The sequence below is a fragment of the Wolbachia endosymbiont (group A) of Andrena fulva genome (assembly GCF_964026815.1).
GTDB lineage: Bacteria > Pseudomonadota > Alphaproteobacteria > Rickettsiales > Anaplasmataceae > Wolbachia > Wolbachia pipientis.
In genome coordinates, this window is the sequence record NZ_OZ034701.1 from 1,391,703 (window position 1) to 1,411,989 (window position 20,287).

Consider the following 20,287-nt stretch of genomic DNA (forward strand, 5'->3'; position numbering starts at 1 on the left):
ACTTACTCCTTATTTTCTATATTAACTACTTTTGCACCTTTAAACGTGTCAAGGATATCCTTAACTGCAGGTGCATAATTTAAATTACTCACTTCCCTGTTTATATAACCTGTATCAACTGCAATAACCCACTCTTGCTGAGTCACCTGGTTTAAGTAATTTTTTAAATCATTGCAAAAATTACTATCCAACTTAGATACAGCTTTTAATTTTAAATATCCAGGTTTACAATCTATTAATTGTAGATTATTACACAGTTGTTTGTAAAGATAAATTTGGTTACTTCGCCTTAATAGTTGCAAAATCTTATCAAAATCGTAATTTTGTTGTTTATTTTCCACATGGATCCCAGTGTCACGCACTGGGATGACAGAGTGGGGTTGTTGTTTACTTTCCACATATTTTTTTGGATCCGAGTAGTCAGCTACTTGGATGACAGAGGGGGAAGGTGCAACAGGTCTGCCCTGTCTATTTCCTTGCTCTACATTCTGCGAAAGAACTTTTTTGATCACCTGTTCCGGAGAAGGCAGATCAGAAAGATAACAGAGGCTAATTAACATCATTTCAGCAGCAACATCGTTGCATGTTGAAGTTTTTATATCTTGAATACCTTTAAGCAACATCTTCCACAATCTCGAAAAAAATATTAAAGATCTCTTTATACTTAAATCTTTTATCCTATTCTTTTCATGCTCTGTAACTGCATTATCAATCTCTTTTGTAATCAAAAAACGGCATACTAACTGAATTGTTTGCAATAGACCTTCAAAAATACTAAGTGGGTTTGCTGTTTTTACCGCCTTGTCAAACACTGATAGAGCTTTCTGTAAATCACCTTCTAATATTGCCCCTAATAGATCGAATATAATATCTTTATCCACTAGGCCAAGTATGTCTGTCACATTTTTAGTGGATATTGCACCATCTTTGCTATATAGCACTGCTTGATTCATCAAAAACAAGGCGTTACGCATTGAATTTCCAGAGTGTCGTGCAATTAATTCTAATGCTCCCTTTTCAATGGAATAACTCTCTTTTTGTGCAACATCATTTAAACGTTCCACTATTTTAGCTACAGGAATGTTGTGTAAATCAAATCTTTGACAACGTGCAATAATAGTTATTGGTATCTTTTTTATTTCCGTAGTTGCTAAAATGAACTTTACACTAGATGGTGGCTCTTCTAGGGTTTTAAGTAATGCGTTAAATGCACTGCTAGATAGCATGTGTACTTCATCTATAATGTAGACTTTGAATTTAGAGCTTATAGGTGAATAGCAAATATCTCCCAGGATTACTTTAATATCGTCAATGCTAGTGTGACTTGCTGCATCGATTTCAATTACATCTGGATGGCTTGAATTTTTTATTGCTAGACAATTTTCACATGATCCGCAAGGTTCAAAAATTGGCCCCAGGGAACAATTCAAACATAAAGCTATTATCCTTGCAGTGGTGGTTTTACCAACTCCACTACTACCAGAGAGCAGTATAGATTGTGGGATTTTGTTTAAAATAAAAGCATTTTCTAATACACGCACTAATATATCTTGACCTACTAGATCTTTGAAGCTACTAGGACGATGTTTTAATGCTATATTCATAGCCTCGGATAAAACAAATAATGAAATAGGTATGCAACCCAAAAAGGTTCTGATATGGCTGCTTCATTTCTGATCTGACCAAATTACAGAGTTTTTGCCTGCATACCTTATAAAATATTATACTTTTTTTTTTATTTAGCAAGGTATATCCTATATTAGCTCTATAATTTGATATGTTAAATTTTTTACAGTGCTATTTTGAAGTAAACAAAAAGTTAGTTGTCATGCAAGTCACTACAAGATTGTCACTCCAATGTTTATTTATGTCATTTCAGCGCTTATTTATGTCATCCCAGTGCCTAGGCATACAGCTGTATGAATGTTGTGATATAAGAGCAATTTTTACCGAAAAGGATGTCATCCCAGTGCTTGACTACTTGGATCCAGAAAACTTAACTGTAAATGAGCGCACTAGGCAATTGTATAACAAGAACTGGATTCCAGTGTCAGCTACTTGCATGACACTACCTGCTACGCAAACTTCTGTGGACTACAAAGAAAGTTCGTACAGTTGTAGGTCAAGCCATAGAGTAACAAAAAAAGGATATTGGTATAACAAAAGAGGAACATTATGATTTTATATCATTTTCCTCTTTGTCCATTTTCACGAAAAGTTAGAGCTTTTCTAAAAGAAAAAAAATTAGGCTGTGATCTAGTGTATGAAAATCCGTGGGAAAAGCGGAATGAATTTATGGAGATCAATCCAACTGGGCAAGTACCAGTGTTAATAGATAATAACTTTGTAATAGCGGATAGTAATGCCATTTGTGAATATATAGAAGAGACTTACAATAGCGACGTCAAATTACTTGGTTCATCCACTATTATTAAGTCTAAAATACGCGCTCTAATCAATTGGTTCGATAACAAATTTTACAATGAAGTTACTAAGTATATTATGAATGAAAAAGTAATTACTAACCGCAGCCCTGACTCTAGATTTCTTCATGCAGCTCAGCATAACCTACCTTGCCATATGGAATACATCGAACACTTAATTAACAAGAACGTTTGGCTTGCAACTGATAAGTTCACTTTAGCTGATATTACTTTAGCATCGCATATTTCCGTAATGGATTATGTAAGTAGTTTTCCATGGGAAAAAAGTAAAATTTTAAAAGAATGGTACTCCATTGTTAAATCAAAGCCTTGTTTTCGTGAGATATTATTAGAGAGGATTTCTGGTTTAATCCCTCCTAAACATTATGCTGACCTTGATTTTTAACTTATGTTAGCTTTAAAGCTACAGTCATTCCTTCATCAGTTGGAATCAATATAGAGAAATATTTTTTTTCATCTGATAATCTATTATTAAACTCCCTCATGGCATGCCATGATTTTTCTGATACTTCTTTTGGAGGCGATTCTAAAAATACTGTGTTAAACAATAGAGTGTTATCTGCAACGATTAGCCCATCTTGTTTAATGTATGACTCTGCCCAATCTAAATACTTAGGATAACTACTTTTGTCAGCATCAATAAATATCATGTCAAATGGTGCTTTTGCTGATAATTCATTAATTTTTTCCAGTGCATCGCCTTCTATTAGAGTAATTTTATCACTTAGATTAAAAGCACTAAAATTTTTTTTTGCTATTCTTGAGTGTTGAGGATTATTTTCTATTGTATATATATGACCGTCTTTTAGTAGAGCTTTTGCCATGCAAATCGACGAGTAACCGTATAACGTGCCAATCTCAACAATACTTTTGATTTTTTGGATTTTTATAAATAAACTTAATAGCTTTCCTTCTTCAGGGCCAATTTGAATATGTTGCTTTTTTTCAAGAATACAATATTCTTCTATTTTTTTATATTCTTTTGCAAATAGATTTCTTATGTATGACAATTTTATACTAAAATTATTACGCATATATTATAAATTAGGGAGACTTAATTCATACACAATTTATAAATATAATAATATAGTTTAAAATAATAAAAACATTTATTTTAAGTTATTATTTCATAGTATAAAATTTTAAGTGACAAAAATTATTATATATCGTACTATAGTTAACTAGTATAATAAACAGTCGATTATTATGCTAGAATTAAAGGGATTGTTTATGCGCATTTCTCTTTTTAAAATATAATTTTTATAATCAATTAGAGGGGGTTATATGTCTTATACTATTGCTGGTGAAGTTGAAACGTTAAACAAAAAATCTAACAAGAATGAAGGGGTTATGTTACTACATAATCCAGCTTATCGTGAAAAGTATAAAGAACGTTTTGATGAAGCTCAGAGAAAAGTTATGGATATGGTTCAGTTTTATGATGGGACAATAGTATTAATAGAGAATAAAATCGCTATGTATTACTACACTTGGCACAGTAAAAAAAGAGAGTTTGAGCGTAAAAAACAACAAACAGTAGTGAAAAACAATGACTCAGCATAGAGTCTTTTATATGGTAAGCTACAGTGGTATTACTTCACTATAGCTTTTCCATATAATTTATCTATCACATTAGTGAAATATTTCAGCTCTTTATACCCTCCATGTTTAACTTTATTATGCTCTATATATGATTTATCATCGTTAAGCTTGATGAAAAATATTGGAGTGGCTGTGATACCAAGTTTATTAATTGCCAGTGATTTATCATTTACGATTTTATCCATTATTTTCTTATCATTAATGCATTGGTTAAATGCATCTTGCTTTAAGTTGCTTAGTGCAGCAATTCTTTGTAGTAAAGTCAAATCACTTAAATTGTAGTAATTCCACGAATCTATTGAGTTAAAAACAGCTTTGTTAAAATTAAAGTAGTCTTCTTGTTTTTCGTAGCAATGACTTAGCATTGCAGCCTTTAGCCCTCTGTAATCCAAAGGAAAATGACGAAATATATATAACATCTTACCTGTGTCTATATATTTCTCTTTAATTTTAGGAAAAACATTCCTATGAAAAAGAGAGCAGTGATAACAAGTTAATGAAGCATATTCTATCATTAGAATTGGTGCTTTTGGATCTCCTAATAATTTATCATTAGGTAATGGCGATAATAGCTCATTTGATGTTATTTCATTGGGTTTTTTTTGAATGTATTGGTTATCGGATAAATCTTGCTTAACAACTGCATAAGAATTAACACTTATGAAAATTAATAAAAACAATAGTCTAAAAATCATTACAATATAAACACTTAACTTACTAAAAAAAATTATACATTTATATTAATAATGTCAAGATAACTTTTGTTTAGCAAGGCTTTCAGCCCTATCTTTAAATGCAGCAATTATTTTACTTTGTGTATACTTATATACTGAGTTTAATAAAGTGGAAAATGAGTTGGACTTAAACTTAAACTCTATATAAAACTTTACCATAGTTTTATTTTCATCTATGGGAATGAATTGCCATTCATTGTATAGATGTTTAAATATTCCATTTGATGATACAGCTTTTATCCAACCTTCATTTGTTCCACTTGGAGAAAGAGAAGTAACTTCTGATGTATATCTACCTTTAATTCCATGAAAAGCTGCGAGGAGATCCACAACCATTTGGTTGTTAATTTTTTCTTTTATATAAACGGCTTTGCACCAAGGAACAAAATCAGGATACCTTTCAACATCAATTACAATTTGGAATACTTCATTAGGCAAACATAGGAAAACACCCTGTTCTTTGTATTGATGAAGCATAAATGTTAAACCAATCAAAATAGGATCCGTATCTACCGTCAGCCTTAGTAGATTCCTGAGACTAAAGTTAAGGTGGGCATCGCGTATCAATTTCAACGAAATTAACAGAGGCAATTCCCTTGACTAGAAATTATCGCTCGGGAAATTTAACTTAACTCATAACGCATAGAACAGACCCTTAATTAATTGTAGATGATTTATACAAGGTGTGTCTATAGATATATTAAAGCTAGCGATTATTATTTAATCTTTATTAAACTTTGCATTCTAAGTATCATAGCTAATAAATATATCTTATGAACATTACTAAAGTTTTAACTATCATTGTTTTTATTGTAATTTCTTCAAGTGCTTACACTAATTGTACAGATCACAAAATTTTTGTGCATACTATGAAGCAACAAGTGGATGGTATATCTACAAAGGAGAATAAAAAAAACCGGGAATGTGTGCAAAAAAAGCTTCAGGAGGTCATTCAAAACAATGTTAACCTCAAAGGAATATCGCAATTCGTCATAGGAAAACATTGGGCTTTAGTTAAACAAAAAGAAAAAGAAGATTTTTTAAGAGAGTATGAAGTGTATCTTACGCGTTTGTGCGTTAAAATTTTATATAAATACATGCATGATAGTGAAATGATCATAATGAGTACAAAAGCAGTTGACGATGAAACTTGCTTAATTGGTACAAGATTTTCTTACGGTGATGAAGAATTTACAAATATTGATTTTAAAGTTACTAAAAATAACAGTTCTTTCTTGATAAGTGATGTTGTAATGAGTGGAATAAGTATTGCTATTAATCAACGTTATCAATTTAGTGAAAAAATCGACACGCATGGCATAGCAAGCGTTATAGCTGAATTAAAATGCAATAACAATCCATGATATATATGCCTCATTGGCCTAAGCCACTTGGTAGCAGGCCGAATGATTTTTCTCTTGATCGCATAAAAGGCTTTCTTAGCAAACTAGATAACCCCGAGAAAAAAGTGCCTCCCGTAATTCATATAGCTGGAACTAATGGGAAAGGCTCAACACTAGCATTTATAAGATATATAATGCAAGCAGCAGGGTATAAGGTACACGCATACACTTCTCCACATTTAGTGAGTTTTAATGAGAGGATAGTGATAGCCGGCAGCTATATCGACGATAATGAATTATATAGCTTATTAGAAGAATGTCGTGCAGTAATTGCAGAACAACCTATCACTCTGTTTGAAGCTGCAACTATTGCAGCTTTTTTAGCTTTTTCTCGTCATAAAGCCGATATAACTTTAGTTGAAGTGGGTATGGGTGGAAGGCTTGATGCAACAAATGTTATAGATAATCCGATTTTAACAATAATTACTTCCATTGCACTTGATCATACGGAATATCTTGGCCCTACTGTAGAAATTATAGCAGGTGAAAAGGCTGGAATAATGAAACCTAATGTTCCTTGCGTAATAGCACCGCAAGAAAAATCTATAGTGAACACGCTAGAACACCACGCAATAAATAAGAAATCTCCCTTGTATAGAGGAGGTCTTGAATGGAATTGCAAAAAAAAGAACAACAAAATGGTTTTTCAATCAGCTATTCAATCAATAGAATTTCCTTTGCCATCTTTAAAGGGTGATCATCAGGTGATTAATGCAGGCAATGCTATTGCAGCATGTAGTATTTTAAGTGGAAAGTATGAATTTGATATTGGAGAAGAGGATATCACTTCAGGTTTACAGTGCACTTATTGGCCTGCACGGCTAGAGTCTATAAAAGAAGGTAATTTAATTTTCCTACTACCGAAAGATTGGCAATTATTTTTAGATGGTGCACACAATAATGATGGTGCTAGAGTACTATCTCAGTGGGTAAAAGATAATTTTGCTGAAGGTATTTATATGGTTTTTGGTGTTACTAGTAACAGAAATGTGGAAGAGTTCTTAGAGCACTTAAAGCCATATATCAAGCTACTATGTGCGGTTTGTGTTAAGTATGAACCTAAAGCAACAAATACAAATTTGATTAGGGAAAAAGCCAATAACATAGGAATAAAAGCAGTTGAATGTGAATCAATTGGCGATGCAATATCAAATCACATATTAAAAGCCTCTACCCAAAACGTCAAAACCATACTAATCTGTGGCTCATTGTTCCTAGCTAGAGACTTCGCTATGGAGAATAGCTAACTTTGATGATATTAACTGACCGATGGGGAAATAACTTTGATTGCTCATAGTACTGCTTGGCTTTTCGTTATCGACTTCTATAAACTGATCATCACCTTTAAATTGCTCCTCAATTGAATTTATAGCTGTCTTTTTGAGAATATAATTACTTGCAGCATTTAAAATAGGTGAAGTAACAATTAAAAGCGTGAATGGTAATGAAAGTAATAAGCCGGATAACATCATAGAGTTAGTTATACCAAAGCCGTTGGCAACTAAATCTAATCCCACACCGAAAAACATTAAAGATGTACAGATTGTGTTGCTCAAAATAACTGAATTTTTTAGCCACTTTAATTTAGTCCTATCACTCTTTGAAAAATTTTCGCATTCTTGGTCAAAGTTAAACAATAATAAAATATTAGTCTGATGATTAAACTCTTTCCCATTTCTAGTATAAATGCTCTTAACAGCTAGACTCAAAATAGATCCTGCTAACAAGGGAGCAAGAAAACCTACTGCTATTGGTACATTAGAAGAAATTGTAAGTTAAAAACGTGATATAAAAGAGATAAGAGAGAAAGATAACCCTGCTCACTAGGAATAGCGGGCGTGCGCGACCGAAAGGAAATTGGTATTACAACCGTTGGTATCAAGGTACGCTAGCCCTATCTCTCGATACGTTTGAATAGTTGCTTGGGACATATATATGCACCCGTTTACAATCTTAAATTAACTAAAACTATCGAGGTTTATTATGGTTACATCTTATCAAAATTTTATTGGCATTGACATCGGAAAATTTAAAAATGTCGTTGCAATTCACAAACAGAAGAATGCTGTCGAATTTGATAATAATGCTTCTGGTTGGCAACAATTATTTCAAGAGTTTTCAGATATTCTACCTAATGCTTTAGTGACTTTAGAAAATACAGGGAAATATGAGCTTGGCTTATCACATTTTCTTACCGACAAAAATATTGCCGTGCATCGAGCTAATACTCGTAAAGTAAAAAGCTTTATTTTATCTCACGGAACTTTAGCAAAGTCTGATAGATCAGATGCAAGAGCTCTTGCTCAATATGGATTTGAACGCCATAGAACTATCTCTCTATTTGTACCTACCTCTACAGAACAATCAACTTTGGCTGCACTTTGTCAACGTCGTGATGATATTACGCAAATGAGAACTCAAGAAAAATGCAGACTTGAAGCACCGGAAAATGATCATATAAAAGAAAGCTGTCAAAAGACCATTGAGTTTTTCGATAGTCAAATAAACGAACTCAATGATACTATACAAAAGATTATTGATGAAAGCCGCGAATTACAACAACGCCAAAAAATTCTTAAAACAGTTCCTGGAATAGGTAAAAAGTTATCACAAGATTTTTTGTGTTTAATGCCAGAGCTTGGTTACTTAAATAGAAAAGAAGTAGCAAGTCTTGCCGGAGTTGCACCGCATCCAAAAGAAAGTGGTAAAGCTGTTGGTTACCGAAGGATTACAGGTGGTAGAAGTAACGTTCGTTCAAAGCTCTTTACAGCCGCTATGGCTGCTACAAGGTCAAAATCTATACTTGGCGCCTTTTATTCTAAGCTTGTTGAAAGTGGTAAGAAGAAGATGGTGGCTATAACAGCCCTAATGCGTAAAATTATAGTAATTGCTAATACAAGACTTAAAGAAGCAATTAATTTGCATACTTAAAAATCTTCACAACGGTAACTGAAATTGGCTAATGAATATGTGCGTCCACACAGACTTAAAGCACATATTCATTAGCTTAAGCAGAAATTGCTGTGGTAGCTGTTTGATATAAAATTCTATTTCTATGACAAACGGGTTTTTATTGCCCATATAATTTGCAAAATTACACAAATAAAAAAATTTTTAAAAAACATAGTTGATACCAACTAATTTTTTCAACAGCTTCATCGAAAGTATTAACTGAAAGATTCGTTAATAGCATCCATTCTAGCGGTTTTTTTAAGGGAAGGGAAGTTTTCTCAACAACATAAACTGCATAAAGTGGTAATTTAGGTAGTTCTTCCGTCTTATGCCTAATATTATTCTTAGATGGATTCATCATAAACTTTCCAAATCTAACTTCCAAACGTGCTGTTCTTTTTGGCTTATTATCTTTACAGGAACTTCAACTTCTACCGTACCTGCACAATGAGAGGATTTAATAAATGCCCATAACTTCTGCTCACCTTTTTCAGGATATCGAGATTTTCTATTTACTGCTCTATCTCTGCATGCTCTAACTAGCACTGCCGAATTAAGATTATGTGTAAGCTCAAAAAAGTCATATATATCTGCTTCTCTATCGCATACAGTTATAGTCTCAGTTTGAGTTGGATCAATAATATTATTTGTTTTTCTTAAAGTTTCCAACCACTTTACGCTTTCTTTATCTTCAATGCGATCGCTCTTTTTTTTAAGGTTCTCAGTTTCTTCAGGTCTTGAATAAACTTTTTGATCTAGTATCCCTAGTACCAAACCTTCTATACTAACGGCAAGAGCTGTATGCATTATAATACCTTTTGCAGTATCATAACTGGACAAATTTGCTAATCCGCTTGTTTTTTTATGGTTATTATATACAATGTAACTGGTATCTTGAATGACAAGAACCCTCTTGTGAGCTTTTGTTCTCTCAACCGTCTTATTAATATGTGTAGCTAAAATATCACTTTCTTTTACATTCTCATTTTGAAAAAAACGGTATGCTGCTTTTGCTTCTGACCAACTTCCGCATGCCTCATTAATTGAGCTTTCAGGTAAACTTATCAAACTATCAGCAATCTTTACTAATCGGTCAGTTAATCTTTTATCTCCAAGTACAGCATCTCCAAATTCATTTTTAGCCCATTCATTACTCTCGTTTGCCATTTTTATACCCTCAATATTTGCAAACTTTAATATTGTAATACTTTATTTATAAGTACATTTATATTTGTGGGTAATAGTAAGGAATGACACCGTCTTGGATGGAAACCAGTGTCAGCTACTTTCATGACACCATCATAAGGTGAAACTGGATCCCAGTGTTTGGGCACTGGGATGACAAGAAGAGAGCACTGGAATGACAGGAGAAGGGGGGCTACTACCGTCATAAAGGAACCAGTGTCAGCTACTCGGATGATACCTCTTTCTACTTAATTTGGGTTATGCAAGAAGTCTATTCGCGGTATCTCAGCATAGATTCCGCTAACGAGTAGCGAAATGATGGTTTTTCAAATCGTCGGTAAGCCTAAGTCAGTTTAGCTATATGCTTTTAATTCCCCCAAAAGGAGAATTAAATATGTGAAATTCTAGTTGATATAATTTAATGAATGGTTAATTTTAACTATTAATTTATTTGAGAGATTTTAATAATATTTAACCCACTCGTTTTTCTATTTTCCATATCGTGATGGGCTTGAATTATTTCATCAAGTTTATATTTTTTATTGATCCGTACAGTTAAAAGTTTTTTTCTTATCATCTCGAAGATTTCCATTGTGGTAAGCACTAATGTGAATCTATCATGCTTATAATGGTATATTGAGGTTCCAGTTGCAAATAACGAACGTGAACTAAGTAAAGAAAAACTAATAGGAGCGTTACCTGATATCTGCCCATAGGAAACGTATATGCCGAACCTGCCTAAAGATTCAAAAGAGAGCTTACTTGTAGCGTAACCTATGGGGTCATACACTGCACCTACTCCTCTGTTTTGCGTAATCTCCATAATTTTAGAAATGAAGTCTTTATCATTGTAGTTTATTGCGTATGTGCAGCCACTTTGTAAAGCTATCTTCATTTTTTCATCAGAGCTTACAGAACCTATCACTACACCTTTTTTATCCTTTGCCCATTGACATATTATTTGCCCTAAGCCACCATTAGCTCCATGAACTAGCACGAAAGCACCAGGCCTGATTTTATAAGATTGATTAACTAAATAGTGAGCTGTCATACCTTTAAACAGCACTGCAGCAGCAACTTCATCAGATATGTCATCTGGAATTTTTATCAGATATTTCTGGTGTATAATGCGCTTTTCACAATATGCCCCTGGAGGAGCTGTGCAATATCCAACTCTGTCTCCAACTTTGAATCCATCACTGATTTTTTTACCAAGTTTTTCAATAACCCCAACTGCTTCCACTCCAAGCACTGATGGTAAATTTTTAATTTTGCGTGTACCTTTTCTGTGCTCTAAATCATAACGATTTAAGCCGATAGTTGTGTGACGCACTAAGACTTCCTCGCCTTTTGGCTCACCTATGCTCTTATCTACAAATTCTAATACTTCTGGTCCCCCAGTTTTTTTAATTTGTATAGCTCTAACCATGATGAATATTAAGACAAAAACTTTGATTATGTTATCTAACAATTAATATTTTGCAAAGTTATTGTTTTCACAATCAATAGACTTCTTGCGTTACCTCCTGTCATTCCAGTGTCAGCTACTCGGATGACACCCTATTGATTACTGAAATGACACGGTTTGCAAACATTCTGTTACTTAAGCTTAAAAAACGTGTATGATAGCGTTATTTCACTTAAATCTTTTGTATTACTATCAAGCATTATCTCAGGATCTATATAAAAAGATACGGGCATAGCTGCTTTTTGTTTTGGTAGCAACATTTGTTCTTCAAAACAAAAGCATGCAATTTTATTGAAATACTTACCTGCTTTGAAAGGCGTAACGTTATACACCGCCATTCCAAATGAAGGCTGATCAGATAGATTTTTTGCGTAATAAAACGCTAAACTTTGTTCTCCTATGTTTACATCAACGTAGTTAGTTTCTGATTTAAATTCCCAAGGTAGATCGGACATTATATCAGCATTGAAGTGGACCCTGATTTTTTGGTCAATTGCACTTATTGTTGCATTAGTTACTTTTCTTGTTGTGCCACCATATCCAGTAGCTTTACAAAAAATGCTATATAACGGTACCGATGCATATGCAAGACATAACATCAACACAACTAAAGATACTAAAAAGAAAACTATAGAATTCTTACTGCCTTTCCTTAAAAAGGAAAACATCTAATCCCTATTGTTGAACAAGTTAAGTAACCTGAGTAGATTGAGAAATATATTAATAAAGTCAAAATAAAGATTAGTTGCACCGAGTATTGCCAATTTAGTAGTAGCAACTTCTGATCCGTCATTATGTTTATAATAAACGTCTTTGATTCTTTGAGCATCATACGCAGTCATTAAGGTAAAGACTATTACTGATATGAACGATATTGCAAAGTGGAGAGGACTACTTCCAAGAAATAAATTTACTATAGACGCAATGATTAACCCCCAAACTCCCATAATCAAGAAAGAGCCCATACTTGTAAGATCTCTTTTTGTAGTATTGCCATATAAAGCCATAGAGCCAAACATGATTGATGTAATGAAAAACGCCCTTGCTATATTTTCTGCAGTATAAACTATAAAAACATAAGATAAGGAAAGCCCCATTAACACTGAGAACGAGAAAAATATAGTAACGGCAGACTGAGCACTTAGGTGTTGAATTCTATAAGACATGTAGAACACCAATGCAACCGGAGATAACATTACCACAAGCGATAGAACGGGATTAGAATAAATTACTTGAAAAAGACCAGAAAATACTGTTAAAAATGCAACAAGCCCTGTGACGCCCAAAGCTAAAGCCATGTAATTGTATACTTTAGTTAGGTAACTTCTAAGCCCAGCGCTATAGTAAACGCCTTGAGAGCGAATATCCTGTTCATTTCTCATATAAGACATAATATAACTCCTTTTGTCCATTATTTAACACATTATAATATAAAACCACATTTTTATCAAGTGTTTTTATTATAAACAGCTATGCGCTGGCATTTGTTTTAATATAAATAGAATATAGGCCTATTGCTGCTGCATTTGAAACATTTAAGCTGTCAATTACGTTTGATATTGGGATCTTTAAAAGATAATCACAATTTTCTTTAACTAACCTCCGCATTCCTTTCTCTTCAGAACCAAAAATAATTACTCTTTTTTTCTCAAAACTCTTTATTTCATCTATATTTTCTTTAGTATTGCAATCAAACCCATAACACCAGTAACCGACCTTTTTTAAATACTGCATAGTTTTTACTATATTTGTAACGTATATTAGTGGGACAATATCCAATGCTCCACTTGCTGCTTTTGCAATAGATGCATTTTCACTTGGTGAATGGTTATGTGGTAAAACCAATGCGTCGACATTAAAACAAGCTGAAGTTCTTAAAATCGACCCAATATTGTGCGTGTCAGTGACTTGATCTAAAATGACTATAGTAGAGCTATCGTTCGAGCTTTCAGCTATTTCTTCAATGCTTAAGTTATAAAGAATAGGGGCAACATTTAAAGCAATTCCCTGATGGTTAGCACCTTTGGGTAAAACGTCATTAAGTATTTTGCTTTCTACTAATCGAACTTTAATGCCCTTACTGTCTACACATTGCCTAATTTCTTTTTTGTGCTCTCTATAGAAATTTTCTGTTGCTAACAGTTCTATACACCGCCTATTTTTATTCTTCAGTGCTGACATGCAGGTGTGCTTTCCATACAGCCAAAAATTCTCATTAGTTTTTGACGATTTCATCGTATTATTGAAAATCGGGTTTTTATAGAATAAGCAACATTTTACTATGTTTGGATATTGTTGTAAAATTATACAATTCGATTAATGCGTTTATGTCGGACGATGAGTTGGATTGGCAAAAAAATGTTAAGCCAATAGAATGTGGAAAAGTTACTTTGAAAGTTGATCATAAAGTAAATATAAAGTCTATGGTTGATAAAGGTACCTCCGACTTACAAGGGAATTTTCTTAATACCAATAATAGTAACTCATCATTTTGTCTTGACCAAAACACAAAATCAAAAGTTGATAGGGGTAAATATTTTATAAGCGATAAGCTCGATTTGCATGGCTATAATATAGAGGATGCTTACTGTAAATTGATAGATTTTATTATCAAAAATTATCGAGCAGGAAATAGATGTTTATTGGTAATTACGGGATACGGCAGTGCAACAAACAAAACAGAAACTATAAAGAGTAACTTAAATAAATGGTTAAATGACACTAAAATCCAGCATATGGTTCTATACTACCAACAAGCTAAGAAAAAACATGGTGGTAAAGGGGCTTTTTATGTTTTATTAAGAAGGAATAAAAACCTTGAGTCCTGATACTTAAAATTCCTTTTAAGCCTTAATTTTTCTTGTATAACCATACAGTGTTCGGCAGCGCGTGACGCACAACTGTGCGAACATTGTGATTTGGGTCTACCAGGAAGGATGTCTCCCAGTACCTCTTTTCCCGTCATCCCGCTACGTGTTAGCGGGATCTCATTTCACTTTATGAGGGTGTCATCCGAATAGCTTGACTACTTGGATCCAGATTGGATACTGAGTTGGTGAGTATAAAAGTATAGCTTCTACGTCATACCGCCGCGGTATCTCAGCCGCTAACAAGTAGCGGGGTGACGAGTTACTATACCGCTGCGAACCGTCATACCGCGATTTATTCCATAGCTGTACGAACATTCATTTTTGAAGGTAAACTGCACAGCAAATGGTGTCATTCCAGTGCTTGACACTGGAATCCAGCCGGCTTTGTTGCATCGCTAGCTATGATGGATTAAAGATAAAAAAGGTGGAGAATATCAGTAGCTTATTATTCTGGTATTTATAACAAGAACGGTCAGTGAATACCTAAATTTGAGTAAAAGAAATTTCACTACCACTCACTAATCCGGCTAAAATTCAAGAATTTCAATGCTTTAGCTATTTTCAATAGAATTAAATTTATTAATATAAATAACAAGTTATAGCTCTTTCCATAAAAGTCTGGATGTGATAGGATAAGGGTAGATGATGATAAGGAGGTTGAATGCCAGCAGCATATAGTTATGATTTAAGAAAAAAAGCAATGGAAGCGCTAGACGAAGGAGAAAGCAGAGAAACAGTGGCAGCAAGATTTAAGATTGGACGAACTACTTTATGGGAGTGGCAGCAAAGAAGAAAAGAAACAGGAGACTTTCAATCAAAAAAACTTGGAAATGGGGGTTACAATCACAAAATTACCGACTGGGATACCTTTGCCAAATTTGCCAGAGAACACGGAGGAAAGACTCTATCGGAAATGGCTAAACTTTGGAACAACATTAGTATCCAAACGATCTATCGAGCCCTTAAAAAAATTGGATTTACGCGCAAAAAAAGACATATGGATACAAGGAAAGAAACGAAGAAAAACGTGCTGAATTTTTGAAAATTATAGCGACAAAAGAACCTAAAAACTTAGTGTATATAGATGAGTCTGGCATTGATAACACCGAAGACTACCCCTACGGATATTGCCAGAAAGGACAGCGGTTTTATGCCTTAAAATCTGGAAAGAAAACTCAACGAATCAGTATGGTTGCAGCCTTAAGTGGAAGAAAGATAGTTGTTCCGTTAACCTTTGAAGGCCACTGTAATATGGATGTTTTTAATGGATGGTTTGAGCAATTTTTGACACCGATCTTGGAACCTGGACAGACTGTCATTCTTGACAATGCTACTTTTCATAAGTCTGATAAGATTATCGAGCTTGCTAAAGGGGTTGGTGCAGAAATTTTGTATCTGCCGCCTTATTCTCCAGATTTCAACAAAATTGAGCATCATTGGTTTGCTATAAAAAACAGAGCCAGGAAAAACATTCCTCTATTCGAATCCTTTCGTCGTGCTGTTGATTCTGCCTTCCTATGACCTGTTCGGACTATTATGAGAAATGCTATACTATTCTTAAATTTGATCAGATTGATTGCAAAAAAAACAAGATTTTCAATAAGTTGCTTATAATCCTAATTATAGTTAGCCTTTCATAAGTAGCGATGCAACAAAGCCATTCCAGCGTCACGCGCTGCCATGTGATATACAATTTCCTTCGAATTACAACGTACGTGCGCTCTATATGCACTTGATTGACAAATGCTCTCTTATCAAAATCTCAAGAATCTGCACTATATTTAATGCTGCGCCTTTGCGCAGGTTGTCAGCCACTATCCACATATTTAATCCGTGCTCAACAGTATTGTCTCTTCTAATACGCGATACATATACAGCATTCTCCTGTACAACATCAATTTGAGTTATGTATTCACTATCTTCACGCCTGTTGTACACTAAAACTCCACTATCTTCGGCTTCACTTAGCACTTCACGAGCTTGTTCTTCAGTGATATGTTGATCAAATTCCACATTTACTGCCATAGCGTGACCGATAAAGACGGGTACCCTTACACAAGTTGCAGTAACTTTTATATCTTCCTCTAAAATTTTTTTTGTCTCCTCTTGCATTTTCCATTCCTCTTCTGTAGAGCCATTTTCCATGAATTCTCCTACATGGGGAATGCAATTGAATGCTATTTGCTTAGAGAATATCTTGGGTTTTTTAGCTTCGTTCATAAAGATTTTTTTTGTCTGGTCATAGAGCTCATCCATTGCTGCTTTGCCTGCACCAGAAGTTGATTGATAAGTTGAAGCAACGATTCTCTTTATTTTTGCTTTTTGGTGTAATAGATGTAGTACTAGCAGCATCTGTATTGTAGTACAGTTTGGATTGGATATTATGTTGTGGTTTTTATATTCCATAATTTTTTCTTTATTAATCTCTGGAATAATGAGTGGCACACCCTCTTTCATTCTAAAATGGGAACTGTTATCTATCACGATGCATCCAGCCTGTGTTGCAATTGGTACATACTCTTCAGAAACATGAGATCCAGCACAGAAAATGGCTACATTAGTTCCAACGAAGTCATAATCCTCAAGGCATAAAACTGTTAACTCTTTGTCACCAAAGCTCACCTTCTTCCCTTCTGATTTTTTCGATGCAAGTGCAATAACGCAATCTATCGCCTCATCTTGAAATTCAGCAAGCGTGCTTAATACCTCACGCCCTACTCTTCCGGTTGCTCCAATAACAGCAATTTTGTATCTCATATAGATGAACCTCTAATTTTAAAGTTCTATTATATTTTTACTGACAAAATTTACAATTGTTTTAATATTTTTACCTTGCAATTAATTGTAATTTAGCTATTATTATGCAATATTAGTAATATTACATAATGAAATGAAAGATGAGTAAGGAATACGATGAAACTAAGGTTAAACCTGCAATGTCTACACCTCAAGGGCCTGAAGGAACCAATGGATCAAAGGCCCAAAGTGTTCTTTCGAATAAAAGAAAGCCTACAATAAATTTTGATGATAAAAAGTATGGTGTAAAAACCTCTAAAATAGACCAACAGTCTCTAAACAAAAGACAAGAATCTTCAAAGCTAAGAGATCTCTTAAGGTCAATACCAATAATAAGGAGATTTTTAGCAAGGATTTTCACACCTGAAAAAATAGAAATCATCAGTAACCCTATATATGACAACATGGAAGCATATAAAAAATCGCAGGAAGATTACCCTAGTAAGATAAAAGATGAAACTAGTATAGATGATGAACACACAAAAGAAGTAGATAGTAAACTTGAGAAGGGTAATGTTGAACAAGTGGACAACAAGAAAAGTCGTAGTTCATAAATATCAATCATTTAAAAATTATCTCTAGTTATAACATTGTATCTGTTCAGATGCATGGCTCATGTACAAATATTGAAACAAAAATTCCAGTGCTCCTTTCTCGTCATCCCAGTGCGTGACACTTGTATCTTTATGATGTGAGGCATTAGAGCTAAAATACCTCACAGGGAGGGTGAAGCTGATGCGACACTAATGCCATTAAGCCAGATTTTGCTTCCCTCCCATAGAGTTAAAGACTGAACAGTATCTTTTGGAATTATATCCCGTATTACAAGGTTAGTCTAAACTCTCAGTTTATTTATAGTCTTGGAGGCAATTTTATGCAAGTAAATGCTATTTTGGGTGTGGATATTTCAAAAAAGAAATTTGATGTTTGTTAGTGGACAGTAAAAAACGACACAAAGTCTTTCAAAATAATCAAGATGGTTTTGCAAAACTTGTAGTTTGGTGCAATGGCCATGGAGCAAATCTTACTCATTTATGTCTTGAAGCAACTAGTTGGTATGGAGAAGATTTGGCTACTTTTATGCACGATTTAGGACATAATGTCAGTATAGTAAACCCAGAAAGCTTTTGGCAAAAGTGAGCTGCTCAGAAATAAGACAGATAAATCAGATGCAGCTATGATAGCTAGATTTTGTATCGCCAACAAATCTGCTCTTTGGAAGCCCATTGCACCTGAAATGAGGCATTTGAGGGAGCTTTACCGTTGCATGCAATCGCTAAAAGATGATAAGGTGCAACAGACAAATCGCTTGGAAAACAAAAATATGCATTCCAGTTGCAAAGAAGCTATATCTAAAGTAATTTTGGCAATAGAGGAGCAAATTATTGTTCTCGAAAAAGAAATTAATGAGCATATAAATAACTATCCACATCTAAAAAATATGGTGGAAAACCTTAAGACTATAAAAGGTATAGGATATCTTACTGCTGTTGCTGTTGTCGCAGAAATGCCATCAGTTGATAACTTTGACAATGCTAAACAATTTACAGCTTTTGCTGGTCTAAATCCAGGACATTATCAATCGGGATCGTCAGTAAGTAAGAGAAGTTGCATATGCAAAATAGGATCTGAGCGTATTCGAAAAGCTCTTTATATGCCAGCTATAGTAGTCAAAAACCATAATAATCATTTTCAAAAGTTTTGTCAGCGTCTAGCAAGTAAAGGCAAATGTCCAAAAGTCATAGTTCTTGCGTTAATGCGAAAATTAATGCATGTCTTTTTTGGTATTCTTAAAAATAATCAACCATTTATAGCTCTTTCCATAAAAGTCTGGATGTGATAGGATAAGGGTAGATGATGATAAGGAGGTTGAATGCCAGCAGCATATAGTTATGATTTAAGAAAAAAAGCAATGGAAGCGCTAGACGAAGGAGAAAGCAGAGAAACAGTGGCAGCAAGATTTAAGATTGGACGAACTACTTTATGGGAGTGGCAGCAAAGAAGAAAAGAAACAGGAGACTTTCAATCAAAAAAACTTGGAAATGGGGGTTACAATCACAAAATTACCGACTGGGATACCTTTGCCAAATTTGCCAGAGAACACGGAGGAAAGACTCTATCGGAAATGGCTAAACTTTGGAACAACATTAGTATCCAAACGATCTATCGAGCCCTTAAAAAAATTGGATTTACGCGCAAAAAAAGACATATGGATACAAGGAAAGAAACGAAGAAAAACGTGCTGAATTTTTGAAAATTATAGCGACAAAAGAACCTAAAAACTTAGTGTATATAGATGAGTCTGGCATTGATAACACCGAAGACTACCCCTACGGATATTGCCAGAAAGGACAGCGGTTTTATGCCTTAAAATCTGGAAAGAAAACTCAACGAATCAGTATGGTTGCAGCCTTAAGTGGAAGAAAGATAGTTGTTCCGTTAACCTTTGAAGGCCACTGTAATATGGATGTTTTTAATGGATGGTTTGAGCAATTTTTGACACCGATCTTGGAACCTGGACAGACTGTCATTCTTGACAATGCTACTTTTCATAAGTCTGATAAGATTATCGAGCTTGCTAAAGGGGTTGGTGCAGAAATTTTGTATCTGCCGCCTTATTCTCCAGATTTCAACAAAATTGAGCATCATTGGTTTGCTATAAAAAACAGAGCCAGGAAAAACATTCCTCTATTCGAATCCTTTCGTCGTGCTGTTGATTCTGCCTTCCTATGACCTGTTCGGACTATTATGAGAAATGCTATAATTGTAATTTTGTTGGATAATTTGTTTGACAGCAGAGACAGTATCTGGGATCCAGATTGGGCACTAAGTT

General features: G+C 34.2%; 21 protein-coding genes, 2 other RNA genes and 2 pseudogenes. 12 read left to right on the plus strand and 13 right to left on the minus strand.

Going from position 1 to position 20,287, the window contains the following annotated elements:
• Positions 1-2: 2 nt before the first annotated feature.
• Together dnaX and ffs are read right to left on the minus strand one after the other, a co-directional pair.
• Entirely contained in the window at positions 3-1,604 is a 1,602-nt protein-coding gene (gene dnaX / locus AAGD84_RS07035; RefSeq protein WP_012673353.1) for a DNA polymerase III subunit gamma/tau, read from the minus strand.
• A gap of 21 nt (positions 1,605-1,625) precedes the next feature.
• An RNA gene (gene ffs, locus AAGD84_RS07040) (signal recognition particle sRNA small type) lies at positions 1,626-1,715 on the minus strand.
• A gap of 236 nt (positions 1,716-1,951) precedes the next feature.
• Here ffs and AAGD84_RS07045 point away from each other — a divergent pair.
• Positions 1,952-2,068 (plus strand): annotated as a pseudogene (locus AAGD84_RS07045) (WPE palindromic element domain-containing protein); the annotation flags it as partial.
• Between the two features lie 107 nt (positions 2,069-2,175).
• Entirely contained in the window at positions 2,176-2,829 is a 654-nt protein-coding gene (locus tag AAGD84_RS07050) for a glutathione S-transferase family protein (RefSeq protein WP_065094500.1), read from the plus strand.
• Between the two features lies 1 nt (position 2,830).
• On the opposite strand, the gene AAGD84_RS07055 is transcribed toward AAGD84_RS07050, so the two are convergent.
• Positions 2,831-3,478: an O-methyltransferase gene (locus tag AAGD84_RS07055; protein ID WP_010081993.1), complete on the minus strand. Its 648-nt coding sequence runs from the start codon at positions 3,476-3,478 to the stop codon at positions 2,831-2,833.
• A gap of 250 nt (positions 3,479-3,728) precedes the next feature.
• On the opposite strand from AAGD84_RS07055, the gene AAGD84_RS07060 reads away from it, so the two are divergent.
• Complete coding sequence (locus AAGD84_RS07060; RefSeq protein ID WP_006279425.1) at positions 3,729-4,007, plus strand: DUF2671 domain-containing protein; 279 nt, start codon at positions 3,729-3,731, stop codon at positions 4,005-4,007.
• A 29-nt stretch (positions 4,008-4,036) separates the two neighbouring features.
• Here the strand turns inward: AAGD84_RS07060 and AAGD84_RS07065 are convergent, their stop codons facing one another.
• From AAGD84_RS07065 to ssrS, 3 genes are all read right to left on the minus strand, one after another.
• Positions 4,037-4,741, minus strand: a complete 705-nt coding sequence (locus tag AAGD84_RS07065) for a DsbA family protein (protein ID WP_038199341.1) — start codon at positions 4,739-4,741, stop codon at positions 4,037-4,039.
• Between the two features lie 54 nt (positions 4,742-4,795).
• A complete protein-coding gene (locus AAGD84_RS07070; protein ID WP_010963012.1) occupies positions 4,796-5,257 on the minus strand; it encodes a type II toxin-antitoxin system RatA family toxin in 462 nt (153 codons plus the stop codon).
• Between the two features lie 19 nt (positions 5,258-5,276).
• Positions 5,277-5,437, minus strand: a non-coding RNA gene (gene ssrS, locus AAGD84_RS07075) — 6S RNA.
• A 116-nt stretch (positions 5,438-5,553) separates the two neighbouring features.
• Here ssrS and AAGD84_RS07080 point away from each other — a divergent pair.
• A complete protein-coding gene (locus AAGD84_RS07080; RefSeq protein ID WP_010963011.1) occupies positions 5,554-6,144 on the plus strand; it encodes a phospholipid-binding protein MlaC in 591 nt (196 codons plus the stop codon).
• Complete coding sequence (locus tag AAGD84_RS07085) at positions 6,141-7,430, plus strand: folylpolyglutamate synthase/dihydrofolate synthase family protein (protein WP_341817995.1); 1,290 nt, start codon at positions 6,141-6,143, stop codon at positions 7,428-7,430. The genes AAGD84_RS07080 and AAGD84_RS07085 overlap by 4 nt, the downstream gene beginning before the upstream one ends.
• On the opposite strand, the gene AAGD84_RS07090 is transcribed toward AAGD84_RS07085, so the two are convergent.
• On the minus strand, positions 7,398-7,910 hold the full coding sequence (locus AAGD84_RS07090; RefSeq protein WP_246484378.1) for a hypothetical protein: 513 nt from the start codon (positions 7,908-7,910) through the stop codon (positions 7,398-7,400). The two genes, AAGD84_RS07085 and AAGD84_RS07090, sit on opposite strands and share 33 nt — an antisense overlap.
• 256 nt (positions 7,911-8,166) lie before the next feature.
• Between AAGD84_RS07090 and AAGD84_RS07095 the strand changes: the two genes are divergently transcribed.
• A complete protein-coding gene (locus tag AAGD84_RS07095) occupies positions 8,167-9,114 on the plus strand; it encodes an IS110 family transposase (protein ID WP_209472550.1) in 948 nt (315 codons plus the stop codon).
• A 193-nt stretch (positions 9,115-9,307) separates the two neighbouring features.
• Here AAGD84_RS07095 and AAGD84_RS07100 read toward each other — a convergent pair.
• From AAGD84_RS07100 to rlmB, 5 genes and pseudogenes are all read right to left on the minus strand, one after another.
• Positions 9,308-10,302, minus strand: a pseudogene (locus AAGD84_RS07100) (IS4 family transposase); the annotation flags it as partial.
• A gap of 460 nt (positions 10,303-10,762) precedes the next feature.
• On the minus strand, positions 10,763-11,749 hold the full coding sequence (locus AAGD84_RS07105) for a quinone oxidoreductase family protein (protein ID WP_264723166.1): 987 nt from the start codon (positions 11,747-11,749) through the stop codon (positions 10,763-10,765).
• 170 nt (positions 11,750-11,919) lie between these two features.
• Complete coding sequence (locus tag AAGD84_RS07110; RefSeq protein ID WP_264723167.1) at positions 11,920-12,456, minus strand: cytochrome c oxidase assembly protein; 537 nt, start codon at positions 12,454-12,456, stop codon at positions 11,920-11,922.
• Complete coding sequence (locus AAGD84_RS07115; RefSeq protein WP_010962942.1) at positions 12,457-13,179, minus strand: Bax inhibitor-1/YccA family protein; 723 nt, start codon at positions 13,177-13,179, stop codon at positions 12,457-12,459.
• A 79-nt stretch (positions 13,180-13,258) separates the two neighbouring features.
• Positions 13,259-14,023 (minus strand): 23S rRNA (guanosine(2251)-2'-O)-methyltransferase RlmB, encoded by a 765-nt coding sequence (gene rlmB / locus AAGD84_RS07120; RefSeq protein ID WP_264723168.1) that lies wholly within the window; start codon positions 14,021-14,023, stop codon positions 13,259-13,261.
• A gap of 92 nt (positions 14,024-14,115) precedes the next feature.
• On the opposite strand from rlmB, the gene AAGD84_RS07125 reads away from it, so the two are divergent.
• Both AAGD84_RS07125 and AAGD84_RS07130 read left to right on the plus strand, forming a co-directional pair.
• Positions 14,116-14,616, plus strand: a complete 501-nt coding sequence (locus tag AAGD84_RS07125) for a Smr/MutS family protein (protein WP_341817996.1) — start codon at positions 14,116-14,118, stop codon at positions 14,614-14,616.
• Between the two features lie 703 nt (positions 14,617-15,319).
• Positions 15,320-16,179 (plus strand): IS630 family transposase gene (locus AAGD84_RS07130; protein WP_341817957.1). Its coding sequence is split into 2 segments (ribosomal slippage): positions 15,320-15,644 and positions 15,644-16,179, totalling 861 coding nucleotides; the frame shifts between segments, so codons are not numbered across the junction.
• Between the two features lie 201 nt (positions 16,180-16,380).
• On the opposite strand, the gene AAGD84_RS07135 is transcribed toward AAGD84_RS07130, so the two are convergent.
• On the minus strand, positions 16,381-17,415 hold the full coding sequence (locus AAGD84_RS07135; protein WP_010962945.1) for an aspartate-semialdehyde dehydrogenase: 1,035 nt from the start codon (positions 17,413-17,415) through the stop codon (positions 16,381-16,383).
• Positions 17,416-17,555: 140 nt separating this feature from the next.
• On the opposite strand from AAGD84_RS07135, the gene AAGD84_RS07140 reads away from it, so the two are divergent.
• From AAGD84_RS07140 to AAGD84_RS07155, 4 genes are all read left to right on the plus strand, one after another.
• Complete coding sequence (locus AAGD84_RS07140; protein ID WP_015589289.1) at positions 17,556-18,008, plus strand: hypothetical protein; 453 nt, start codon at positions 17,556-17,558, stop codon at positions 18,006-18,008.
• Positions 18,009-18,387: 379 nt separating this feature from the next.
• A complete protein-coding gene (locus AAGD84_RS07145; RefSeq protein WP_182309225.1) occupies positions 18,388-18,594 on the plus strand; it encodes a hypothetical protein in 207 nt (68 codons plus the stop codon).
• 37 nt (positions 18,595-18,631) lie between these two features.
• Positions 18,632-19,294, plus strand: a complete 663-nt coding sequence (locus AAGD84_RS07150; protein WP_341817997.1) for a transposase — start codon at positions 18,632-18,634, stop codon at positions 19,292-19,294.
• Between the two features lie 33 nt (positions 19,295-19,327).
• Positions 19,328-20,187, plus strand: a protein-coding gene (locus AAGD84_RS07155) for an IS630 family transposase (protein ID WP_341817957.1) whose coding sequence is annotated in 2 segments (ribosomal slippage) — positions 19,328-19,652 and positions 19,652-20,187 — 861 coding nt in all. Because the reading frame shifts where the segments join, the coding sequence is not laid out codon by codon here.
• Positions 20,188-20,287 lie beyond the last annotated feature (100 nt).

Coding starts and splice junctions, on each gene's coding strand:
- dnaX (WP_012673353.1), bottom strand. CDS start 1,604: ATGAATATAGCATTAAAACATCGTCCTAGTAGCTTCAAAGATCTAGTA.
- AAGD84_RS07050 (WP_065094500.1), top strand. CDS start 2,176: ATGATTTTATATCATTTTCCTCTTTGTCCATTTTCACGAAAAGTTAGA.
- AAGD84_RS07055 (WP_010081993.1), bottom strand. CDS start 3,478: ATGCGTAATAATTTTAGTATAAAATTGTCATACATAAGAAATCTATTT.
- AAGD84_RS07060 (WP_006279425.1), top strand. CDS start 3,729: ATGTCTTATACTATTGCTGGTGAAGTTGAAACGTTAAACAAAAAATCT.
- AAGD84_RS07065 (WP_038199341.1), bottom strand. CDS start 4,741: ATGATTTTTAGACTATTGTTTTTATTAATTTTCATAAGTGTTAATTCT.
- AAGD84_RS07070 (WP_010963012.1), bottom strand. CDS start 5,257: ATGCTTCATCAATACAAAGAACAGGGTGTTTTCCTATGTTTGCCTAAT.
- AAGD84_RS07080 (WP_010963011.1), top strand. CDS start 5,554: ATGAACATTACTAAAGTTTTAACTATCATTGTTTTTATTGTAATTTCT.
- AAGD84_RS07085 (WP_341817995.1), top strand. CDS start 6,141: ATGATATATATGCCTCATTGGCCTAAGCCACTTGGTAGCAGGCCGAAT.
- AAGD84_RS07095 (WP_209472550.1), top strand. CDS start 8,167: ATGGTTACATCTTATCAAAATTTTATTGGCATTGACATCGGAAAATTT.
- AAGD84_RS07105 (WP_264723166.1), bottom strand. CDS start 11,749: ATGGTTAGAGCTATACAAATTAAAAAAACTGGGGGACCAGAAGTATTA.
- AAGD84_RS07110 (WP_264723167.1), bottom strand. CDS start 12,456: ATGTTTTCCTTTTTAAGGAAAGGCAGTAAGAATTCTATAGTTTTCTTT.
- AAGD84_RS07115 (WP_010962942.1), bottom strand. CDS start 13,179: ATGTCTTATATGAGAAATGAACAGGATATTCGCTCTCAAGGCGTTTAC.
- rlmB (WP_264723168.1), bottom strand. CDS start 14,023: ATGAAATCGTCAAAAACTAATGAGAATTTTTGGCTGTATGGAAAGCAC.
- AAGD84_RS07125 (WP_341817996.1), top strand. CDS start 14,116: ATGTCGGACGATGAGTTGGATTGGCAAAAAAATGTTAAGCCAATAGAA.
- AAGD84_RS07135 (WP_010962945.1), bottom strand. CDS start 17,415: ATGAGATACAAAATTGCTGTTATTGGAGCAACCGGAAGAGTAGGGCGT.
- AAGD84_RS07140 (WP_015589289.1), top strand. CDS start 17,556: ATGAGTAAGGAATACGATGAAACTAAGGTTAAACCTGCAATGTCTACA.
- AAGD84_RS07150 (WP_341817997.1), top strand. CDS start 18,632: ATGATAGCTAGATTTTGTATCGCCAACAAATCTGCTCTTTGGAAGCCC.